The sequence below is a fragment of the Bacillus sp. OTU530 genome (assembly GCF_038440375.1).
This window is the reverse complement of record NZ_JASATP010000007.1, coordinates 189810-205921: the sequence shown is the minus strand read 5'-3', so window position 1 is coordinate 205921 and position 16112 is coordinate 189810. Positions and strand designations below refer to the sequence as shown.

At 37.0% G+C, this 16112-nt stretch carries 17 protein-coding genes and 3 riboswitches; of the genes, 2 read left to right on the top strand and 15 right to left on the bottom strand.

Translation table 11 applies throughout. The features are described 5' to 3' along the window. Positions 1-343: 343 nt before the first annotated feature. From AAHB12_RS07795 to AAHB12_RS07745, 11 genes are all read right to left on the bottom strand, one after another. Positions 344-955, bottom strand: a complete 612-nt coding sequence (locus AAHB12_RS07795) for a response regulator (protein WP_342044877.1) — start codon at positions 953-955, stop codon at positions 344-346. After that, positions 930-2267: a sensor histidine kinase gene (locus AAHB12_RS07790; protein ID WP_342044876.1), complete on the bottom strand. Its 1338-nt coding sequence runs from the start codon at positions 2265-2267 to the stop codon at positions 930-932. Before AAHB12_RS07790 ends, AAHB12_RS07795 begins: the two co-directional genes overlap by 26 nt. Positions 2268-2716: 449 nt before the next feature. Continuing rightward, positions 2717-4723 (bottom strand): Ig-like domain repeat protein, encoded by a 2007-nt coding sequence (locus AAHB12_RS07785; protein WP_342044875.1) that lies wholly within the window; start codon positions 4721-4723, stop codon positions 2717-2719. Positions 4724-4968: 245 nt separating this feature from the next. Then, positions 4969-5250 carry an ArsR/SmtB family transcription factor gene (locus AAHB12_RS07780; protein WP_446715526.1) on the bottom strand — a complete coding sequence of 94 codons (282 nt, stop codon included), beginning with the start codon at positions 5248-5250 and terminating at the stop codon, positions 4969-4971. 27 nt (positions 5251-5277) lie between these two features. Further along, positions 5278-5366: riboswitch (cyclic di-GMP riboswitch) on the bottom strand. Positions 5367-5664: 298 nt separating this feature from the next. Next, a complete protein-coding gene (locus AAHB12_RS07775; protein ID WP_342044873.1) occupies positions 5665-6879 on the bottom strand; it encodes a post-COAP-1 domain-containing protein in 1215 nt (404 codons plus the stop codon). A gap of 20 nt (positions 6880-6899) precedes the next feature. Continuing rightward, positions 6900-6983: riboswitch (cyclic di-GMP riboswitch) on the bottom strand. 1004 nt (positions 6984-7987) lie between these two features. Beyond that, a complete protein-coding gene (locus AAHB12_RS07770; RefSeq protein WP_342044872.1) occupies positions 7988-9550 on the bottom strand; it encodes an SH3 domain-containing protein in 1563 nt (520 codons plus the stop codon). 903 nt (positions 9551-10453) lie between these two features. Then, positions 10454-10852, bottom strand: a complete 399-nt coding sequence (locus AAHB12_RS07765; protein ID WP_342044871.1) for a DUF4359 domain-containing protein — start codon at positions 10850-10852, stop codon at positions 10454-10456. Between the two features lie 176 nt (positions 10853-11028). Continuing rightward, positions 11029-11193 carry a hypothetical protein gene (locus AAHB12_RS07760; RefSeq protein WP_342044870.1) on the bottom strand — a complete coding sequence of 55 codons (165 nt, stop codon included), beginning with the start codon at positions 11191-11193 and terminating at the stop codon, positions 11029-11031. A gap of 286 nt (positions 11194-11479) precedes the next feature. Beyond that, positions 11480-11698, bottom strand: a complete 219-nt coding sequence (locus AAHB12_RS07755; RefSeq protein WP_342044869.1) for a hypothetical protein — start codon at positions 11696-11698, stop codon at positions 11480-11482. A 151-nt stretch (positions 11699-11849) separates the two neighbouring features. Further along, positions 11850-12005 carry a hypothetical protein gene (locus AAHB12_RS31685; protein WP_446715525.1) on the bottom strand — a complete coding sequence of 52 codons (156 nt, stop codon included), beginning with the start codon at positions 12003-12005 and terminating at the stop codon, positions 11850-11852. A 113-nt stretch (positions 12006-12118) separates the two neighbouring features. Next, positions 12119-12715, bottom strand: a complete 597-nt coding sequence (locus tag AAHB12_RS07745) for a hypothetical protein (protein ID WP_342044868.1) — start codon at positions 12713-12715, stop codon at positions 12119-12121. A gap of 248 nt (positions 12716-12963) precedes the next feature. Between AAHB12_RS07745 and AAHB12_RS07740 the strand changes: the two genes are divergently transcribed. Both AAHB12_RS07740 and AAHB12_RS07735 read left to right on the top strand, forming a co-directional pair. After that, positions 12964-13230, top strand: coding sequence for a hypothetical protein (locus tag AAHB12_RS07740; protein ID WP_342044867.1), 267 nt, complete (start codon positions 12964-12966; stop codon positions 13228-13230). A gap of 51 nt (positions 13231-13281) precedes the next feature. Continuing rightward, positions 13282-13500 carry a hypothetical protein gene (locus AAHB12_RS07735; RefSeq protein ID WP_342044866.1) on the top strand — a complete coding sequence of 73 codons (219 nt, stop codon included), beginning with the start codon at positions 13282-13284 and terminating at the stop codon, positions 13498-13500. 581 nt (positions 13501-14081) lie between these two features. Here AAHB12_RS07735 and AAHB12_RS07730 read toward each other — a convergent pair. From AAHB12_RS07730 to AAHB12_RS07715, 4 genes are all read right to left on the bottom strand, one after another. Continuing rightward, positions 14082-14255 carry a hypothetical protein gene (locus tag AAHB12_RS07730; RefSeq protein WP_342044865.1) on the bottom strand — a complete coding sequence of 58 codons (174 nt, stop codon included), beginning with the start codon at positions 14253-14255 and terminating at the stop codon, positions 14082-14084. Beyond that, the gene (locus tag AAHB12_RS07725) at positions 14252-14515 is read right to left on the bottom strand and encodes a hypothetical protein (RefSeq protein ID WP_342044864.1); all 264 of its coding nucleotides are present in this window, start codon (positions 14513-14515) and stop codon (positions 14252-14254) included. Before AAHB12_RS07725 ends, AAHB12_RS07730 begins: the two co-directional genes overlap by 4 nt. Continuing rightward, positions 14490-14575: riboswitch (cyclic di-GMP riboswitch) on the bottom strand. It overlaps the preceding gene by 26 nt. A 115-nt stretch (positions 14576-14690) precedes the next feature. After that, positions 14691-15203 carry a DoxX family protein gene (locus AAHB12_RS07720; protein WP_342044863.1) on the bottom strand — a complete coding sequence of 171 codons (513 nt, stop codon included), beginning with the start codon at positions 15201-15203 and terminating at the stop codon, positions 14691-14693. Between the two features lie 87 nt (positions 15204-15290). Continuing rightward, positions 15291-16070: an SGNH/GDSL hydrolase family protein gene (locus AAHB12_RS07715; RefSeq protein ID WP_342044862.1), complete on the bottom strand. Its 780-nt coding sequence runs from the start codon at positions 16068-16070 to the stop codon at positions 15291-15293. Positions 16071-16112 lie beyond the last annotated feature (42 nt).

The following is a 16112-nucleotide window of genomic DNA, read 5'->3' as shown; positions in this document are numbered from 1 at the left end:
AAGTTAAGACGCATACTAATATCATAAAACAGAGTTTAAACAGAGCATCACTATACTAGATAGTCTGCAAATCCTTGATCTTTACAAAGAAGCTACATTCCCCAGAGGATAACTTGATTAAAATTTAAAAACACCTCCTCTGTTTCAATTTCATGATTAGGTTCCAAAAAAAATCTTTTTGCTTAAAATAACTCCCCCTCTTTTGAAAACCCTTTCATCCATTAAGCTAAGAAGAGTATATCTCTTCTTTTTTTCTAATAAAACGGAAAAAAAAGAAAAAAAGTAAAAAGCATAAATTTTGTCTCTGTAATCCCAGACAAAATTTATGCTTTGTGTGCTAAGTTTATATCCACTGATAAAGATGTTTAGGCCTACCAATCTTTTGATAGCTTACAATCTTACGGACCTTCTCTGTTTGGATTAAGTGAACGAGACAGCGATAAACTGTAGGATAAGCTAAACCTACTTCTTCTGTAATTTCAGCAATTGTGCAAGGCTGGCTACAGGATTGTAAAAATACTGAAACATGAGATAACGTCGTTTGACTCATTCCTTTCGTTACAAAAACATCCTCCTTTGTTTTTGTCGCTTCGAAGAGTCGCTTATGTAATTGAATTCGGCTAATGAGGTCAGGTGCTTTTATTGGTTTTAATGCAAAGTCTGTTGCTCCTCCTGCTAAAAAACGATCCGCAAGCTCTTGTCGTTCATCTACTGTTAAAACGAGAATAGGAACCTCTCTACAAAGCCTGCGAATTTCATGAACGGTCATTAATCCATCCATTTCAGGCATATGAAAATCTACGAGAACGACATCAATCTCATTTTTTACAAATTGCTCTACACCTTCTATTCCATTGCTGCAAGCTATTGCTTCCCACCCTGCAAAATCACAAATTTCCTTCAACATATAGCGAACAGATTTGTCATCATCAACAACTAAAATCTTCATCATCATTTCCCCCTGCTAAGTGAAGCCAAACTGTGGTTCCTTGTCCAATGTTACTTTCAATAGACACTGTTCCATTATGCTCTTCGATCACTTGCTGAACAAAAGATAATCCAATCCCTGATTGGCCTTTTGTGCTATATCCTGCTCTCCAAATCTTCGTCTGCTCCCCCTCAGACATTCCCTTTCCGCTATCAGATACACCTAACAAAATCTGATTATCATACATTTTAGCTTTTATCGTTACTTTTCCTTCAGGATATCCTTCAATAGCGTCAAAAGCATTATTAATCAAATTCACGATTGCACGGGTCATCCGGATTTTATTAATCAAAATTTTAACTTCTTCTGGGTTATCGGGTAATTCTAGATAAACCCTTTTATTCGTACCACTTAATCGACTTGATAAAATGTAATCAACTAGACTTTTTAAGGAACAACAACTTTTATGAGATTTATATAAGATTTCAGAAATCATTTCACTCATAGAACGAATAGATACTGAAATCACATGGCAATATTCTTCGGTTTTTCCATCTTTGTTATATAGGCCAATCAAAGAAATAATTCCTTCAATAGAGGCTAATGGGGTTTTTAAATCATGAACTAGATTTAATACCTCTTTATCAGAACGGGCTTCAAGAGCCTGTAATTTTACAATATGCAGCTCTTGAATTATTCTCCATTTAACCAAATACCCCGTTAGAATGAAGGCATTAATTAGAAATATAGTACAAAGTACGATTGCATATAATGAAAGAGCTTGATCAAACCCAGTTTTAACAGCCCATAGCTTGACTGTAGTGGAGATTCTCCCATGACCAAACCCATAATCTGTAAGAAAGGGAACCTCATCTAACCATTGAACTCCAAAAAGAATTTGAACAATAATAACGGATTTCATAAATAACCCCAATCGCCCTTTTTCCAACAGCTGTATTAAAATAATACATAAAAGTATAAGAATGGCTGGGGCACCAAAATGATAATTGGATTTAACTGATAGATTTATAATCACATAGGTAAATGGGATGGCAGCAAGAGGAATCACTAATTTGAGCCAATTTTTCTGTAATTGTTCCCCTACTCCATTTCCCAACAAAATGGCACCGAGATAAAAAGGAAGTGCGCGGACTGTATTAAGCGTAACTATCGAAAAAGCCATGATCAAGAGGGTATTTCCTTGAGGATTTTCTTCCATACTACTCATTAACTTATCTAGACCTACATTTTTTGAACTGAGCCAATGCGGCATAGAAATGCCTAAAAAAATCAAAGCTGTTCCGATCCATACTGATTTTCTGTTAAGTGACTTCCTCATATATTATCCTTTCTAACCAAGATAGCTACTAACGAAGAAATTTCAATACCTTTTACTTCCTAAATTGCTTGATGGAAAGAACGTGCGCTGTATTTTCCTTGATGTTAGTTATCCCCGTAGTTGGAATGACATCATTGTAATGTGTTTTTTCGAGTTGCAGTTCTTTTTTTCTTGGTGTAATCATGTTGCCATATATAATATAAACATAAGGGTACTTATCAAACACCTTCCTATGAAAGATGCTCATAATTCTAACGTAATAGCAGAACACAAAAAAACCGCTATTCAGCGGAGATAAACTTATCTAATTCAATTATCCACGTTACCAATATACCAAAATTCCCATTAAATCAACTAGTACATTTTCAATTACAGCAGTCACGAAAAGCGCCGTCTAGAGGATGCTTTTCGTTCATTACCCCTCTGTAAATAACTGAGGTACCAATATTCTATGGACTTACCTTATCTGTTGTTACATTTACCTGGGTTACTTCCCCATCCTGCACTTTGTACCAGAAAGAATAGTAAGTATCATAAGCTGCTTGAGAGTTAATATCCTTTGCATGTACTGATAACCTATATGTTCCTGCTCGTTCTGGTTTCCATGTAAAGGTATTTTTTTCACTGTAGTTTTGTACTACTCTTCCCGTATCCCCTTCAAAGACATAAAATTTATATAAAGGGTTACTGCTTCCCCCTGATGTAGCTGTCAACGTAATCAGTGTTGCCACAGCTTGAGGGCTTGATTTATCTGTTGTTACATTTATCTGAGTTACTTTCCCATCCTGTACTTTGTACCAGAAAGAATAGTAAGTATCATAAGCCGCTTCGGAGTTAATGTCCTTTGCATGTATTGATAACCTATATGTTCCTGCTCGTTCTGGTTTCCATGTAAAAGTGTTTTTCTCACTATAGTTTTGTACTACTTTTCCCGTATTTCCTTCAAAGACATAAAATTTATATATAGGTTTGCTGCTTCCCTCTGAGGTAGCTGTCAATGTAATCGGTGTTGCCACAGCTTGAGGGCTTGGTTTATCTGTTGTTACATTTACCTGAGTTACTTTCCCATCCTGTACTTTGTACCAGAAAGAATAATAAGTATCATAAGCCGCTTCGGAGTTAATATCCTTTGCATGTACTGATAACCTATATGTTCCTGCTCGTTCTGGTTTCCATGTAAAGGTATTTTTCTCACTGTAGTTTTGTACTACTTTCCCGGTATTTCCTTCAAAGACATAAAATTTATATATAGGTTTGCTACTTCCCTTTGAGATAGCTGTCAACGTAATAGGTGTTGCTACACTTTGAGGACTTGGTTTATCTGTTGTTACGTTTATTTCTTGGACCTTTGGCTTAGGGTCCACAAAAAACTCCTTGGTATACGCTATACCGTTCTCATAGCTAGCGAAATGCCCTGCCTTATCAAAAAGCGAGACACGTAAAATCTGCCATTTGCCTGGTTGTACAGATGTATTAAGCGGAATCTTCACAATCCACTTGCCACTAACAGTATCATAAGTTCCTGACCCAGCTAACTCTATTCCGTCAGGACCTTTTATTCTTGCTACTACATCCCTAACTCCTGAAACATCATCCGTTGCCGTAATGTTAAGGCTTACTGTCTCACCAGCCTGATAGGTTTGTTTATCTGGTTCTACATTTGACAAAGATGGTAGTTCTGTATCTACTGGTGAAGTATTTTCCACATTAAATTCAGCTGTATAATCTACACCATTCTCATAGCTAACAAAATGTCCTGCCTTATCAAAAAGCGAGACACGTAAAATCTGCCATTTGCCTGGTTGTACAGACGTATTAAGCAGAATCTTCACAATCCACTTGCCACTAACAGTATTATAAGTTCCTGCCCCAGCTAACTCTGTTCCGTCAGGACCTTTTATCCTTGCTACTACATCCCTAACTCCTGAAACATCATCCGTTGCTGTAATGTTAAGGCTTACTGTCTCACCAGCCTGATAGGTCTGTTTATCTGGTTCTACATTTGACAAAGATGGTAGTTCTGTATCTACTGGTGAAGTATTTTCCACATTAAATTCAGCTGTATAATCTACACCATTCTCATAGCTAACAAAATGCCCTACCTTATCAAAAAGCGAGACACGTAAAATCTGCCATTTGCCTGGTTGTACAGATATATTAAGCGGAATCTTCACAATCCACTTGCCACTAACAGTATCATAAGTTCCTGCCCCAGCTAACTCTGTTCCGTCAGGACCTTTTATCCTTGCTACTACATCCCTAACCCCCGAAACATCATCCGTTGCCATAATACTGATGTTTACTGTTTCGCCAGCCTGATAATTCTGCTTATCTGTTTCTACATTTGACAAAGACGGTAGCTCCGTATCTACTAATTCTGACGCAAGTGTCTGAGCCGGATATTGGAGAGTTAGTACTAGAATAACAATAAACGTAAACATTTTCCAAAAATTCATATGTAAGTGCCCCCTCTTAAAAAATTTTATCACACTCCTCTTTTAAATTCTAATATTCATATAGATTGGTAACATTTACTTATATTTGTGTGATTATCTTATTTTCCTCTCCAATTACCTATATCTTATATTTTGTATAGCTGTAAGCCGAAGGTTTTGTTAAACACTAGTACTGACAATTGAAGCAAAAGAAAAAGCGAACTGCCGCAGCAATCCGCTTTCAAATAGTTTTATTGTAATGAAACTTAAGCACTAGCTACTGTATTGAGAATGGTTTCTACTCGCTCGTCCTTCACCTCGTAGTAAACCTCTAAACCTCTACGTTTTCCTGAAATAACCTTGGCGCTCTTCAATTTTGATAGATGTTGACTAACTGTGCTTTGTGGTGCTTCAAGTTCCTCGTAAAGAGTAGTTACATTTACAGGTCCTTTCTCAATCATAACTTTTACAAGTGCAATTCGTGCAGGATGAGCTAATACTTTTAAGATTTCCACTCCGTCATTAAATTTTTCAATTTTCATATACATTCACTCCTCTAATTCCTCTTTCACGTGAACGGCAGCTGGCTAGCTTGATAACATTTGCTATTTTAGCCCCTAAAGCTTTGCGCCCCATGTTTTCACAAGGTTTGCCTACGGAAATAATTATAATCTAATTCCAAATTTTATTATAGATAAAAAAATTAGAAACTTATCATAACTAACTCTAAAAATAGAAATTAATATAGAACTTTACACCATCCACCGTAGAATCGTTCTTTAGAACAACAAGATTAGGTGTCTTTCGCTAACAAATAACTTTTTTGTTGAAAATGTAATTGTATTCTCAACAAAAAAGAAGACAAGCTCTACATGTTGTAGGAATTTGTCTTCTCGTTACTTTGAATGAGTATTTTTCAACAACCCCGTTTGTCTTCCCCTTCGCAATCTAATTAATTCAGGTTATTGGTGTACCTGAATATTGCCTCCTTGAATTATACCAGACTGTGATGTATATCCTTTATTAGGTCCATCAAGTATAGTTAATCGGAACTCATCTTTTGTACCAGGTTCCCCACGATCAACAACTCTAATATGAATAGTGCTGTTTTGCTTGCCAGAGGTAGAACTTGTCACTTCTCCGACTGTATCAAATTCAATCCCGATAGTTTTTCCATTCTCCTTAATTTCTGCAAGCTTTTGTTTCAGACTCATCGCATAATTATCTATTTTTATCTTTACTACATCAGTCTTATTACTTTTCAAATGATCATTATATTCAAGTTGAACTCTTAAACCTTGTTCGTCCGGCAACATGTTAAAACCAAATGATTGCTTATTCTTATCATTTTCAACATATCCCCCTCCTGTTACCTTTTTAAATCCAAATTGTGGGGATATAATAACACTGTTTCCACCGATTGCAAGTGGATTTTTTTGTGAAAATTGTTGTAAAGGCGTTTCATTACGTACCAAAACCTTAAAGAAATTTGGGAAAGCCGTAAATTCATCGTGCCAAGCCGGTACACTCAATTCATCAGCTTTCATATCAAATGCCGCACCTTCAGTAGTTATCGAGACCTTATTAATAATAGGTTTGTTGGTATAAAGATTAAATGTAAAGATTCCAAATCTTGTCATGTATCCATATGGATTATCAAAATCTGAGGTTCCCCCAAATAATCCACCGCCTTTATTTATAAAATTGGCTATATCCCCCCCACGTGCTGCTAACAAGTCATTTTCTTCATTCGTTAATCCACCATTTGGGGTATTGTATATATCGCTTGCGATAGCAATAATGGCAAACCCATCAAATGATTGGCTAGAAATATTATTACCAGATACAAAAGTCGCTTTCATATTAGTTTTTGATGCTATTTCCTTCCAAAACACCTTAATAGCATTATTATCATTTCCGGATCCGCCGATTACTAAGATCCCATTTCCACCATTTGTAACTTTCATTTTTTTTACGATGTTTACGTAAGCGCTAATAGGACCATGAGCCCGACGCCCGCCCTCAAGATGTCCGTCCTCTGGTTCCAATCCCATTAAAACTACAGATCCTCCAGAGACTTTTGGTGGGGCTGCTGCTAAGGAAATTGAAGGATTTCCCCATATACCGACACTCAATGCCATAACTCCAATACCTGCTAATAAGCTACCTTTTTTCAAAAAAATCCCCCCATAATTTATTTAGAGGGGGTCGGTTTCGCTACTAGCTCCACTCCACTTAAGCGACCAAATACAAGTAGAGTTTCATCGCTCCCCCGTGCTCTTTATAGCTCATGCATATCCCAATAAGAAAATTAAGAAAATCAAAAGAACAAGATTAACCTTCTCAAAAAGCCTTTTCCTCACAAAGAACAAATGACTAAAGGTTATGCCTTTATCTAGTGAATTACCTAACACCTTCTATACCTGTTAGAATCATAAAAAACAGTTAGAAAGGTAAAATAACAAAATTAATTTTCTAAGTAGAGAATCTTCTATGAAAAAGAACAACGGGAAAGAAAACGCTTTATTTTTATATCTTATCATGGGGATTTTGGTGAAAAAAGTAAATTAAAACCTCAATTACTTACAAAAACTAACAGCACAGAAGGACAAAAATGGACAACCCCTAAATTTATTGATGATGGCTAAATACTAGATCGTATTTTAAGAACCATTTCTACTCCTTTATCTATTGCTTCATAGAAGATTTTTAATTCTTCTGCAGGAAGTGGTGACCAAAAATAATGTTTAAAACATACTTTTCGAGGATGCTAATGCTTTTCAATTCGTACTCCAACCCTCAATCGTTCAAAATCGTATACAACCAATATTTCAGCGGCAATACTACCTTTCGTTTTTTTACTCAAGTTTTCATTTCGTTAGCAAGCTAGCAAAACCAACAGCGCAAATCCCTTGCCATTACTAGGCCTTGAGACTGATGTGGTATATAGAACGAGCACGTTGTCCCCGCTTGCTCAAATACCGATGGACATGAGAAAAGAGCGCATCATAGTTGGCGCCCTTTTTGGTTTTGCTGGTTATTTTATTTATTGTACTCTATAGTACATTTCCGCTCGAGATCCATAATTCGCTCCAGAGTTCTTATCTCTTGCATAAACAATTACTGTATAGACTCCAGACTTTGTTGGTGTCTATGTAGTTGCACTATTCGCCCTATACTCCTGCGATGTAGTAAGAACACAGTTACCATCCCGGACACAGATCGATACCCCGGGTTGCTGCTTTCTTCAGATGTTGTTGAAATGATAACTGGAGTACCAGTATTCTATGGACTTATCTTATCTGTTGTTACATTTACCTGAGTTACTTTCCCATCCTGTACCTTGTACCAGAAAGAATAGTAAGTATCATAAGCTGCTTGAGAGTTAATATCCTTTGCATGTACTGATAACCTATATGTTCCTGCTCGTTCTGGTTTCCATGTAAAGGTATTTTTTTCACTGTAGTTTTGTACTACTCTTCCCGTATCCCCTTCAAAGACATAAAATTTATATAAAGGGTTACTGCTTCCCCCTGATGTAGCTGTCAACGTAATCAGTGTTGCCACAGCTTGAGGGCTTGATTTATCTGTTGTTACATTTATCTGGGTTACCTTCCCATCCTGTACTTTGTACCAGAAAGAATAGTAAGTATCATAAGCCGCCTGGGAGTTAATATCCTTCACATGTACTGATAACCTATATGTTCCTGCTCGTTCTGGTTTCCATGTAAAGGTATTTTTTTCACTGTAGTTTTGTACTACTTTTCCCGTATCTCCCTCAAAGATGTAAAACTTATATATAGGGTTGCTGCTTCCCTCTGATGTAGCTGTCAACGTAATCGGTGTTGCCACAGCTTGGGGGCTTGGTTTATCTGTTGTTACATTTACTTTTGTTACTTTTCCTACTTCCATAATGTAGGCAGAGGAAATATAACCCACTACCCTTTGATCTGCAGTTTTCACTGGGTACCATACAAATTGGTTGCTACTGCTTAAAGATTGATCATATGAAAAATTCCCCTGGATAATCAGGCTAGTGTTTTTAGCTAACACACTTACAATTGAAGAGGAGCTACTAGGTTGTGATCTTAAATTTACACTATCCTTTGTTACAACTACCTGATCACCTGTTTGGAAAAGGTATGTAGAAGGATGCAGCGAATCTGTTAGTGTATATTCCATCTTTTCAAATTTAATGTTCGCATCACTATTGGAATCATATTCAAAATCAGTTGTCTTAAAAGGGTACTGGCCTAACTTTGTATCATTTAGGAAGCTGTCTCGTTCAATAAAGGAAAAGACTTCTTCTTGATAGGCGTTTATATTTCTTGTTCCATCGGACTGATAAAGAGGGCTATTTGCAGGCTTCGTACCGTTATAAGCCATGACAGGAAAGTACCAGTTCTCAATAACCTCTGATTTGGCATCTTTTATTTTTGGAAGATCTGTACGCTGATACATGTTACTAAGAATTTCAACACCAGCCTGGATATTGTAGTTGATGTCATACTTCAATTTCTGTTGATCATAGCCTGATTGATTTGTAATTTGCATGAGGCCAATTCCACCATCTTGTGAAATGATCGGTTGACCGTTTCCATCAAATTGCTTCCAACCGCTCTCCTTTGTAGCCACGGCCTTTACAACCTCGGGAGGGATGTTTGCTTCTAAAGCTGCATTTGTTAGTAAGCAGTTTAAATGCTGAAAAGAAGGATTTTGATTTGGCTTTATTTCACCATATGATACGCATTTAGATGGCCATGTCACCTCCGCGGAAGCTCCTTTATAAGAGTAACCTAAGAGTATCAAACAAGTTAATAATCCTGCTCTCAATAAGATTGATTTCATTCTTTCGTTCCCCAGTCTATTAATTTTCAATGTTTACATAATAGCATAATAGATTTTAGTGTTAAACAATCAATCTCGGAAAAGTATAAATTACCCATATGTTGTATTTCGTGTAATCATACAAATGAGTCATACTAGGTCTTCTCTAATTTCTCACTATCTTATTGGATGAAATACTTTAAACGTGATCCAACAAAAACGAGAACGATTAATTTTAAGGAAAGCATCTATAAATTAGATATAGCTTCTGTTCCCGCATACTATGCAAATATAAGAAATCACATTGTTCTCGTTTACTCATGACTGACAACGTAAAAAGAGGGAATCTTCTCAGGCCGCTTCTTTCAATTTCCTCCTAATAGGGTTGGTAGACGAAGACAGAAATGTAGTTGCACTTACACTCTACCCCTAAAATGCCCTACTATGTCGAATAATTTCTAGCCGAAAATTTATACTTTTCTACGGTATAAGAAAAATGTGATTCTTTCAGACTTAAACCTCCCTTTTTCGAAAGAGCCTACAAAAATAATGTGGAATATTATGTATAGTATAAGCATCTCAAACCAATAATGACTATTATTCATTCCAGAAAGGAAGGATAGTATGAACACACACACGGAAGGAAATTTTTTGAAAGGACTGTTTTTTGGAAGTGTCCTGTCGTTCATTTTATGGGTTTCGCTTATCGGTTGGCTTAAGCTTCTATATACAAATGTTTAACCCTATGTCTCTGTAATAATCAATCATTATCAATAAAGAAAACTCGTCGATTGGTGTGCCCTGCCCTTGGATGAAGACAGAGTTGTAATTGCCCTTATACTTTATTCTTAAAATTTCTCGCTACGTCGAATTATCTTTCAGCCAGAAATTTATACTTTCTTACAGTACGAAAAAGGAAGGAGCCTAGGCTCCTTCCTCCTTCGTTTGTTCTGGTACTTGAATCGGCACGAAACGATTCGCTGCACCAACTGTTACATACGTATAAGTTTTCCCTCCGATGGTGAATGAGGTTGTATATGTAGAAAAAAATATATAGTCCTTCTTTGTTGTATACTCTTCAATTAACAAACCAACCTGTGGCTGTACGTATTTCTCTGTTAGTCGCTTACCAAGGGACGCCAGCTCCCCAAAAAGACTGCCTGCATCCTCCTGTTCGGTTTTCGATAACGCCTTATGAAGATCACTCCCCTGAATAAGCTGCTCGGAAGCCCACTTTGTGTATTCTCCCTTTTCTGGATTCGTATTTGCTAAATAGAGGAGGCCACCCATTAATGCAAGCAGCAAAATATAACGCCATTTCATTTCTTTCACCTCCATTTCCTCAGATGTTATCTACTGAATACTTTTCTTTAATATAGATTATGAAACAAGTCCAAGAAATAAAACAAATAGCTTAGATAAACTACTTCTGACTGTTAAAAACATTATCTGCTGTCCAAAAATTCACCCCTGCCATATTTAGTTTCTTGTTCGCTTTCTCAAGCAACCAGTTTAATGTGAGTGTCATTATCCAGCATCTCCGTTCGTTTCATGGTTGGTCCAAATCCCAAAGGAACACCAATCGTAAATACAATTTCTTTCCAAAAGTCTAGCTCGATTTCCCAATGCAAAAGATTATAATGGGTTACAATTAAGCCGGCCAATAAAGAAAACTCGCTGATTAGCGAGCCCTACCCTTGGGCGAAGACAGGGGCGTAGCCCTACTTATACTGGGTTCCCAAAATTTCCGACTACGTTGAATTCGTTTCTCGTTGGAAATCTATACTTTCCTACAGTGTGAAAAAAGGGCAACCATAGTTTTCCAGTTACGCCACCCCTTAAAAATGCCCCCTTTTGTGAGCTTCATAGTAAATCCCTTTATTTATCTCACTATCTCCTATTACAAACATGAATCAATAGACCGTATAGTCCCACCTATCTAGAGTAATCTTACAGCCCACCCCGAAATAAAACTGATAAGATATACGTAATAACGGCACCTATGATAACACGTAGAATCCAGGTGGTATTACTTTTGATTCCTTGAAGCTCTCCTTTGATTTCATTCAGAAGTACCTTTGTTTCTAAGGAACGGACATCTCGGTATAGGTTCTTTTGTTCTTCATTATATTGTTTCATCTCTTCTTTTGGACATTCGTTTCCTTCCATATATCACTCTCCTCCCAATATTATCAACTTGTCCTATTATTATATGTTAGGAAAGCCCTACTGGTGCTGAGAGGATTTCATAAGATTTTTAATACTCTCATACGCCCCTTCATAAGTAGACCAATTAATCTAACCACGATAGCATCAATGATCATGCGCAAAATCCACGCTGTATTGCTATTGATTTTTCCAATTGTTTGTTAATGTCCGTAATCTCTCGCCCATTCACAGTAATCCGAGTTTTGAGATTACGCGTATCCCTTTGCATATCCTTCTGTTCCTGCTTGATTTCACGGATGTCTTCCACTTCCTTATCCTCTTTCTACAAAATAAAGAGAGCAGCTCTGGACTACCCTTGAAAAATATCTATCTAAAAGAGACAGCCGATAGCTGCCCCTGACCTACTACAAAATAGCGTTATCAGGATCGTCTATTTCTCTTCTCAATTTCCTTCTCTGCCCGTGCCAACATTGTTAACCGTCTTTCTTTTACTTCTTCCATCGGTTTCATTTCTTGTACTCTTTTTTGTTTTTTCTTTTCCCCTGAACCGTCTGACCAGGCTGCAAAAAAACTTAGCAGCCCCCTGGTAATTCCAACTACAAACAAAGGGGCCAGACCAAAGAACAAGTAACTAGGTAAAAGATGTGATTTGTTAGTTTCCCCAACAAGGTAATCACCCAGACTTGTTTGCTCCACAAGAAAACCGAATGGAGCAAGAAGAAATAATGGTGTAATGATCATATAAGGGAAAAGAAGAAACGAAACAAGTAAACTACTTCCATATCTCCCTTTGCTTCCACGCTTGGATAATACACAGAGAATTATTGTGAAAACAATAAATAATTTAGTTAAAAAGGACCAATGATAATATGTCGCATTCATGATTGCACCAGAAAAGAGTAAGAAAATGAAGGGTGCCAAAAGTATTGTCAAGATTAGTGCTATAGTAGTCCCACCATGCACCCTTTCAAGTCCAATGGCTTTTCCCGCTGCATCCCTAATAATTCTAAAATCCATATATTTACCTCCTTTTTCTAAACAATGAAAATTATACTACCTGAACATATTTCATAAAGGGATAATATGCAAATTTAGTGTAAAGCTGAACCGATATTTGTAACTTTCTTAAGTTATGACATCAAAAAGATAAAAAATAGCCCTCAAATTAACAGGAATCAATTACCATGGTAAGCCTACCAACATTTTCTTTATAATAGATTTGAATATGCTAGATTTGAAATTAGATGTTGTAGGGAGAAGAAGACATGAATAAGTTTTTATTGAGATTGTTAATGTGCGTCATCTTCTTTGTGGGGTACATGGCTTTTACAGGTAATTGGGGCATTTTAGACGATTTTAAGTGGATGGTTACCCACCCGGCTAAAACCTTGAGTAATGGATGGCAAATTATTAAGGTATTTATTATTATTTTTGTTATCTTTGTTATTATTCCAATTATAGGTAGGTTATTGGCCGGAGACACCATAGAGGACAAGCTGGATAGAATAGAAGACTTATTGAGAAGAAAGTAATCGATTTTACATTAAGCGGGAAGTTCAAATATTGATAGGAGAGACGTATTAATGGATGGCTGGTTGTGGCTATTAGTAATGATAGTAGGATGGGGTATAAATATTTTACTAATAAAAAAATTTGGATTTTGGCGAGTTTTCTTTAAGTGGCCTTTTAAAATGGTTATCACAGTATTAGGAATAGCCTTTTCAGCTTTGCTTAGTCATGACCGTGACGAAGCATTGAGAGAAGAAGGAAGAGAAGAAGAAAGAAGAAGAAGGGCGAGATAGTAAAATACATAGCTAAATATTTTTTCGTAGAGGGTTAATACCTTCTATTTTTTTTGTCCATTTCTTAAATTATGGCACTTTTTATTCTTTCACAGAAAGTGCATAACCTCCTTTCAACACAAAAAAAGAACTTGAAGTAAATTCAAGTTCTTAGAAAATTATTAGTTAGCATGCTACGAATTTAGGCTGTAGATGTACAACGTTTTGCTTGCTATCCTATTGTTTTGTTTCCGGTTCTTTTTGAGGACCGGGTGGATTTACTTTGCTAGAGCGGGCTGGTGACATATAATTTTGAAGAAATTACGTCAAATAATTAAGAAAGTTACACCAATATTAGAGCGTCAAAACGAAATTCTTACATTATATAAATTAACATCTTAAGAAGGGGAGCATAATACGGTTTTATTTAAAACAAAGCCATGCTATTCATGTTTCTTCCCTTTTCAAAACAAAAGAAAAAGAGCTGCCTAGGTCGCCCTCGATTTATTTCCAAAGCCGTATTCTGTTCAACTATCGAGCCCTATCCTCGTTACACATTCCCATGTTCACATCACATGCACCTTATTAAGACGATTTAGCCTTTACTTTTGACGCCATCTCCCTTTATTTTTCATATATTTTGGTTGATTCACGCCCATTAAATCAGATGTATTAGCACTGAATTTCTTACTTTTCTTATGTTTTTGTTTTTTCAACCTTTTTTCTTCTTGGATTTCCCGTAAATCTGCTTTCCATTGTTTGAGTTTATCTTTCATCTTTGCCCTTGCATTGCTGGTAATTTACGCATGGATAGGTAGTATCTTGCTTTTTGGATCACTAATTCATCATAATCGATAGGTTGATTAATTCTTTTAGTCCCCCTTAGCAAACTCATAATAAAAACAGTCACAATACTACAAGCAAAAAGAGCTGAAATAAAACCCCACATAAATAATCCCTCCATTAGTCCTTGTTCATAATCTTGCATAAATCGACCAAAGGAAATTGTATTCGGAAACTGGCTGGCATAGTTCAAAGAACCTTAGCCCCTATAGCTTTGCGTCGTCACCTTTCAGTAACTTTGCCCTTTCGTACGAATTATAGATTATAAGTACTATTATATATTTATCTTTCCATGAGTAAAATATTTATATTCTGTTCAACTATCGAACTCCGTGAGCAAAACAAAAAAAGCCTTCAACAGGCTTTTTTCATGCTGGCGGTTTAGCCGGCGGCTTGGCTGGCGGTGCAGCCATTTTCCTCTTAATAGAAGAAAAAATCCAACCATCCGCCCCAACTCGTCCAGCATTATCACGTGCCGATAGAAGCAGCCATGACCAAAGAATCATTTGTGGATTAATATTCATGGAGCCGCTTAGTAAATAGGAGAAATTCATAATAAGAGCAAAACAGAGAGCCGGTCTTGTAAATGCACCGGTCATGAGACCAAGACCGACGAAGAACTCCCCAATTGGCACAAGATAATTCAAAATATCAACATTCGGCAGGAAAAAGTACTTTGCGATAAATGCCCACCAATCCTGCACAACTGGATCAGTCCCTGATGTTTTAGCAATTGCATCTTTCAGAAAGACGGAAGCATCAAAGCTTTTGTTTGAAATTTTTTCAAACCCATGCCTAAACCATACAATTCCTAAGAAAAACCGCACAATCGCCAGAAACCATGCCATCTTCTTATTTTTCTTTAAAAAATCCGAAAACACTCCCGCTCCCCCTCACTGCTGTATGTACTCTCTTTAATCGTAGGAGTAAACAGAAATGAAGTCAACATATTCAGGTAGATTCCTATTCTATTCCTTTTGGTCCCCTGTAAAATAGTTTGTTAAATATTGTGCCCAAACCTGCTGTCCCTCTGAATTTGCCCAGCCATCCGATTTTTCAAGATAATTTACAATATCATCTCCATTTGGATCAGGCCAGCTTTGCCAATGATCTAGATATGTAATGCCCTTGCTTTCCATGCTGTCTTTTAATAATTTTATAGTAATCGGATAATTCTTTGCCTGGTGCAGCGGATTCGGCGGCTGTACGAATATAGCAACACCTGGGACGCTCTTTGTGATCTCATCCAAAATGACAGAAATATTACTCATCGACTTCTGCTTTCCAATTACACCGGCATCAACAAGCAAAGAAGGCTCGTACAATACAATATCAGGCTTCGAATGGGCTATATCCTCAAAAATCTGCTCATCTACCCATTGCTGCGTTGTTTTTTGTGGGTACGATTTCACAGTAACCTGAAAAACACCAGGCCCGTATGTATCCTGTAGATTTTTTGTTAGTATCTCAGGCCAGCCTGTTACAGCTTCATCCCCAGCAATCACAAGCTGAAGAGGCTTTTTCGTCTCTATCGCCTGTTTGATTTTCGTTTGTACTGCCTCTGGCAGATTCTTCATGTACTCGGTATAAGAAGAGTCCTGCGATTGTCCTCCAGGTACAGCATCCTGAAGCACCGTTTTCATGTTATTTGTTGCGGCTTTAATTTTGTCCTTAAAATGCAGATTGCCGGCTACTGTTATCCCCAACGTCAAAGCTATAATACCAGCAGCTCCAACTTTTTTCCACATCGTACCAACTCCCTTCGTTTCTATGTTACCAAATTAGAGCAA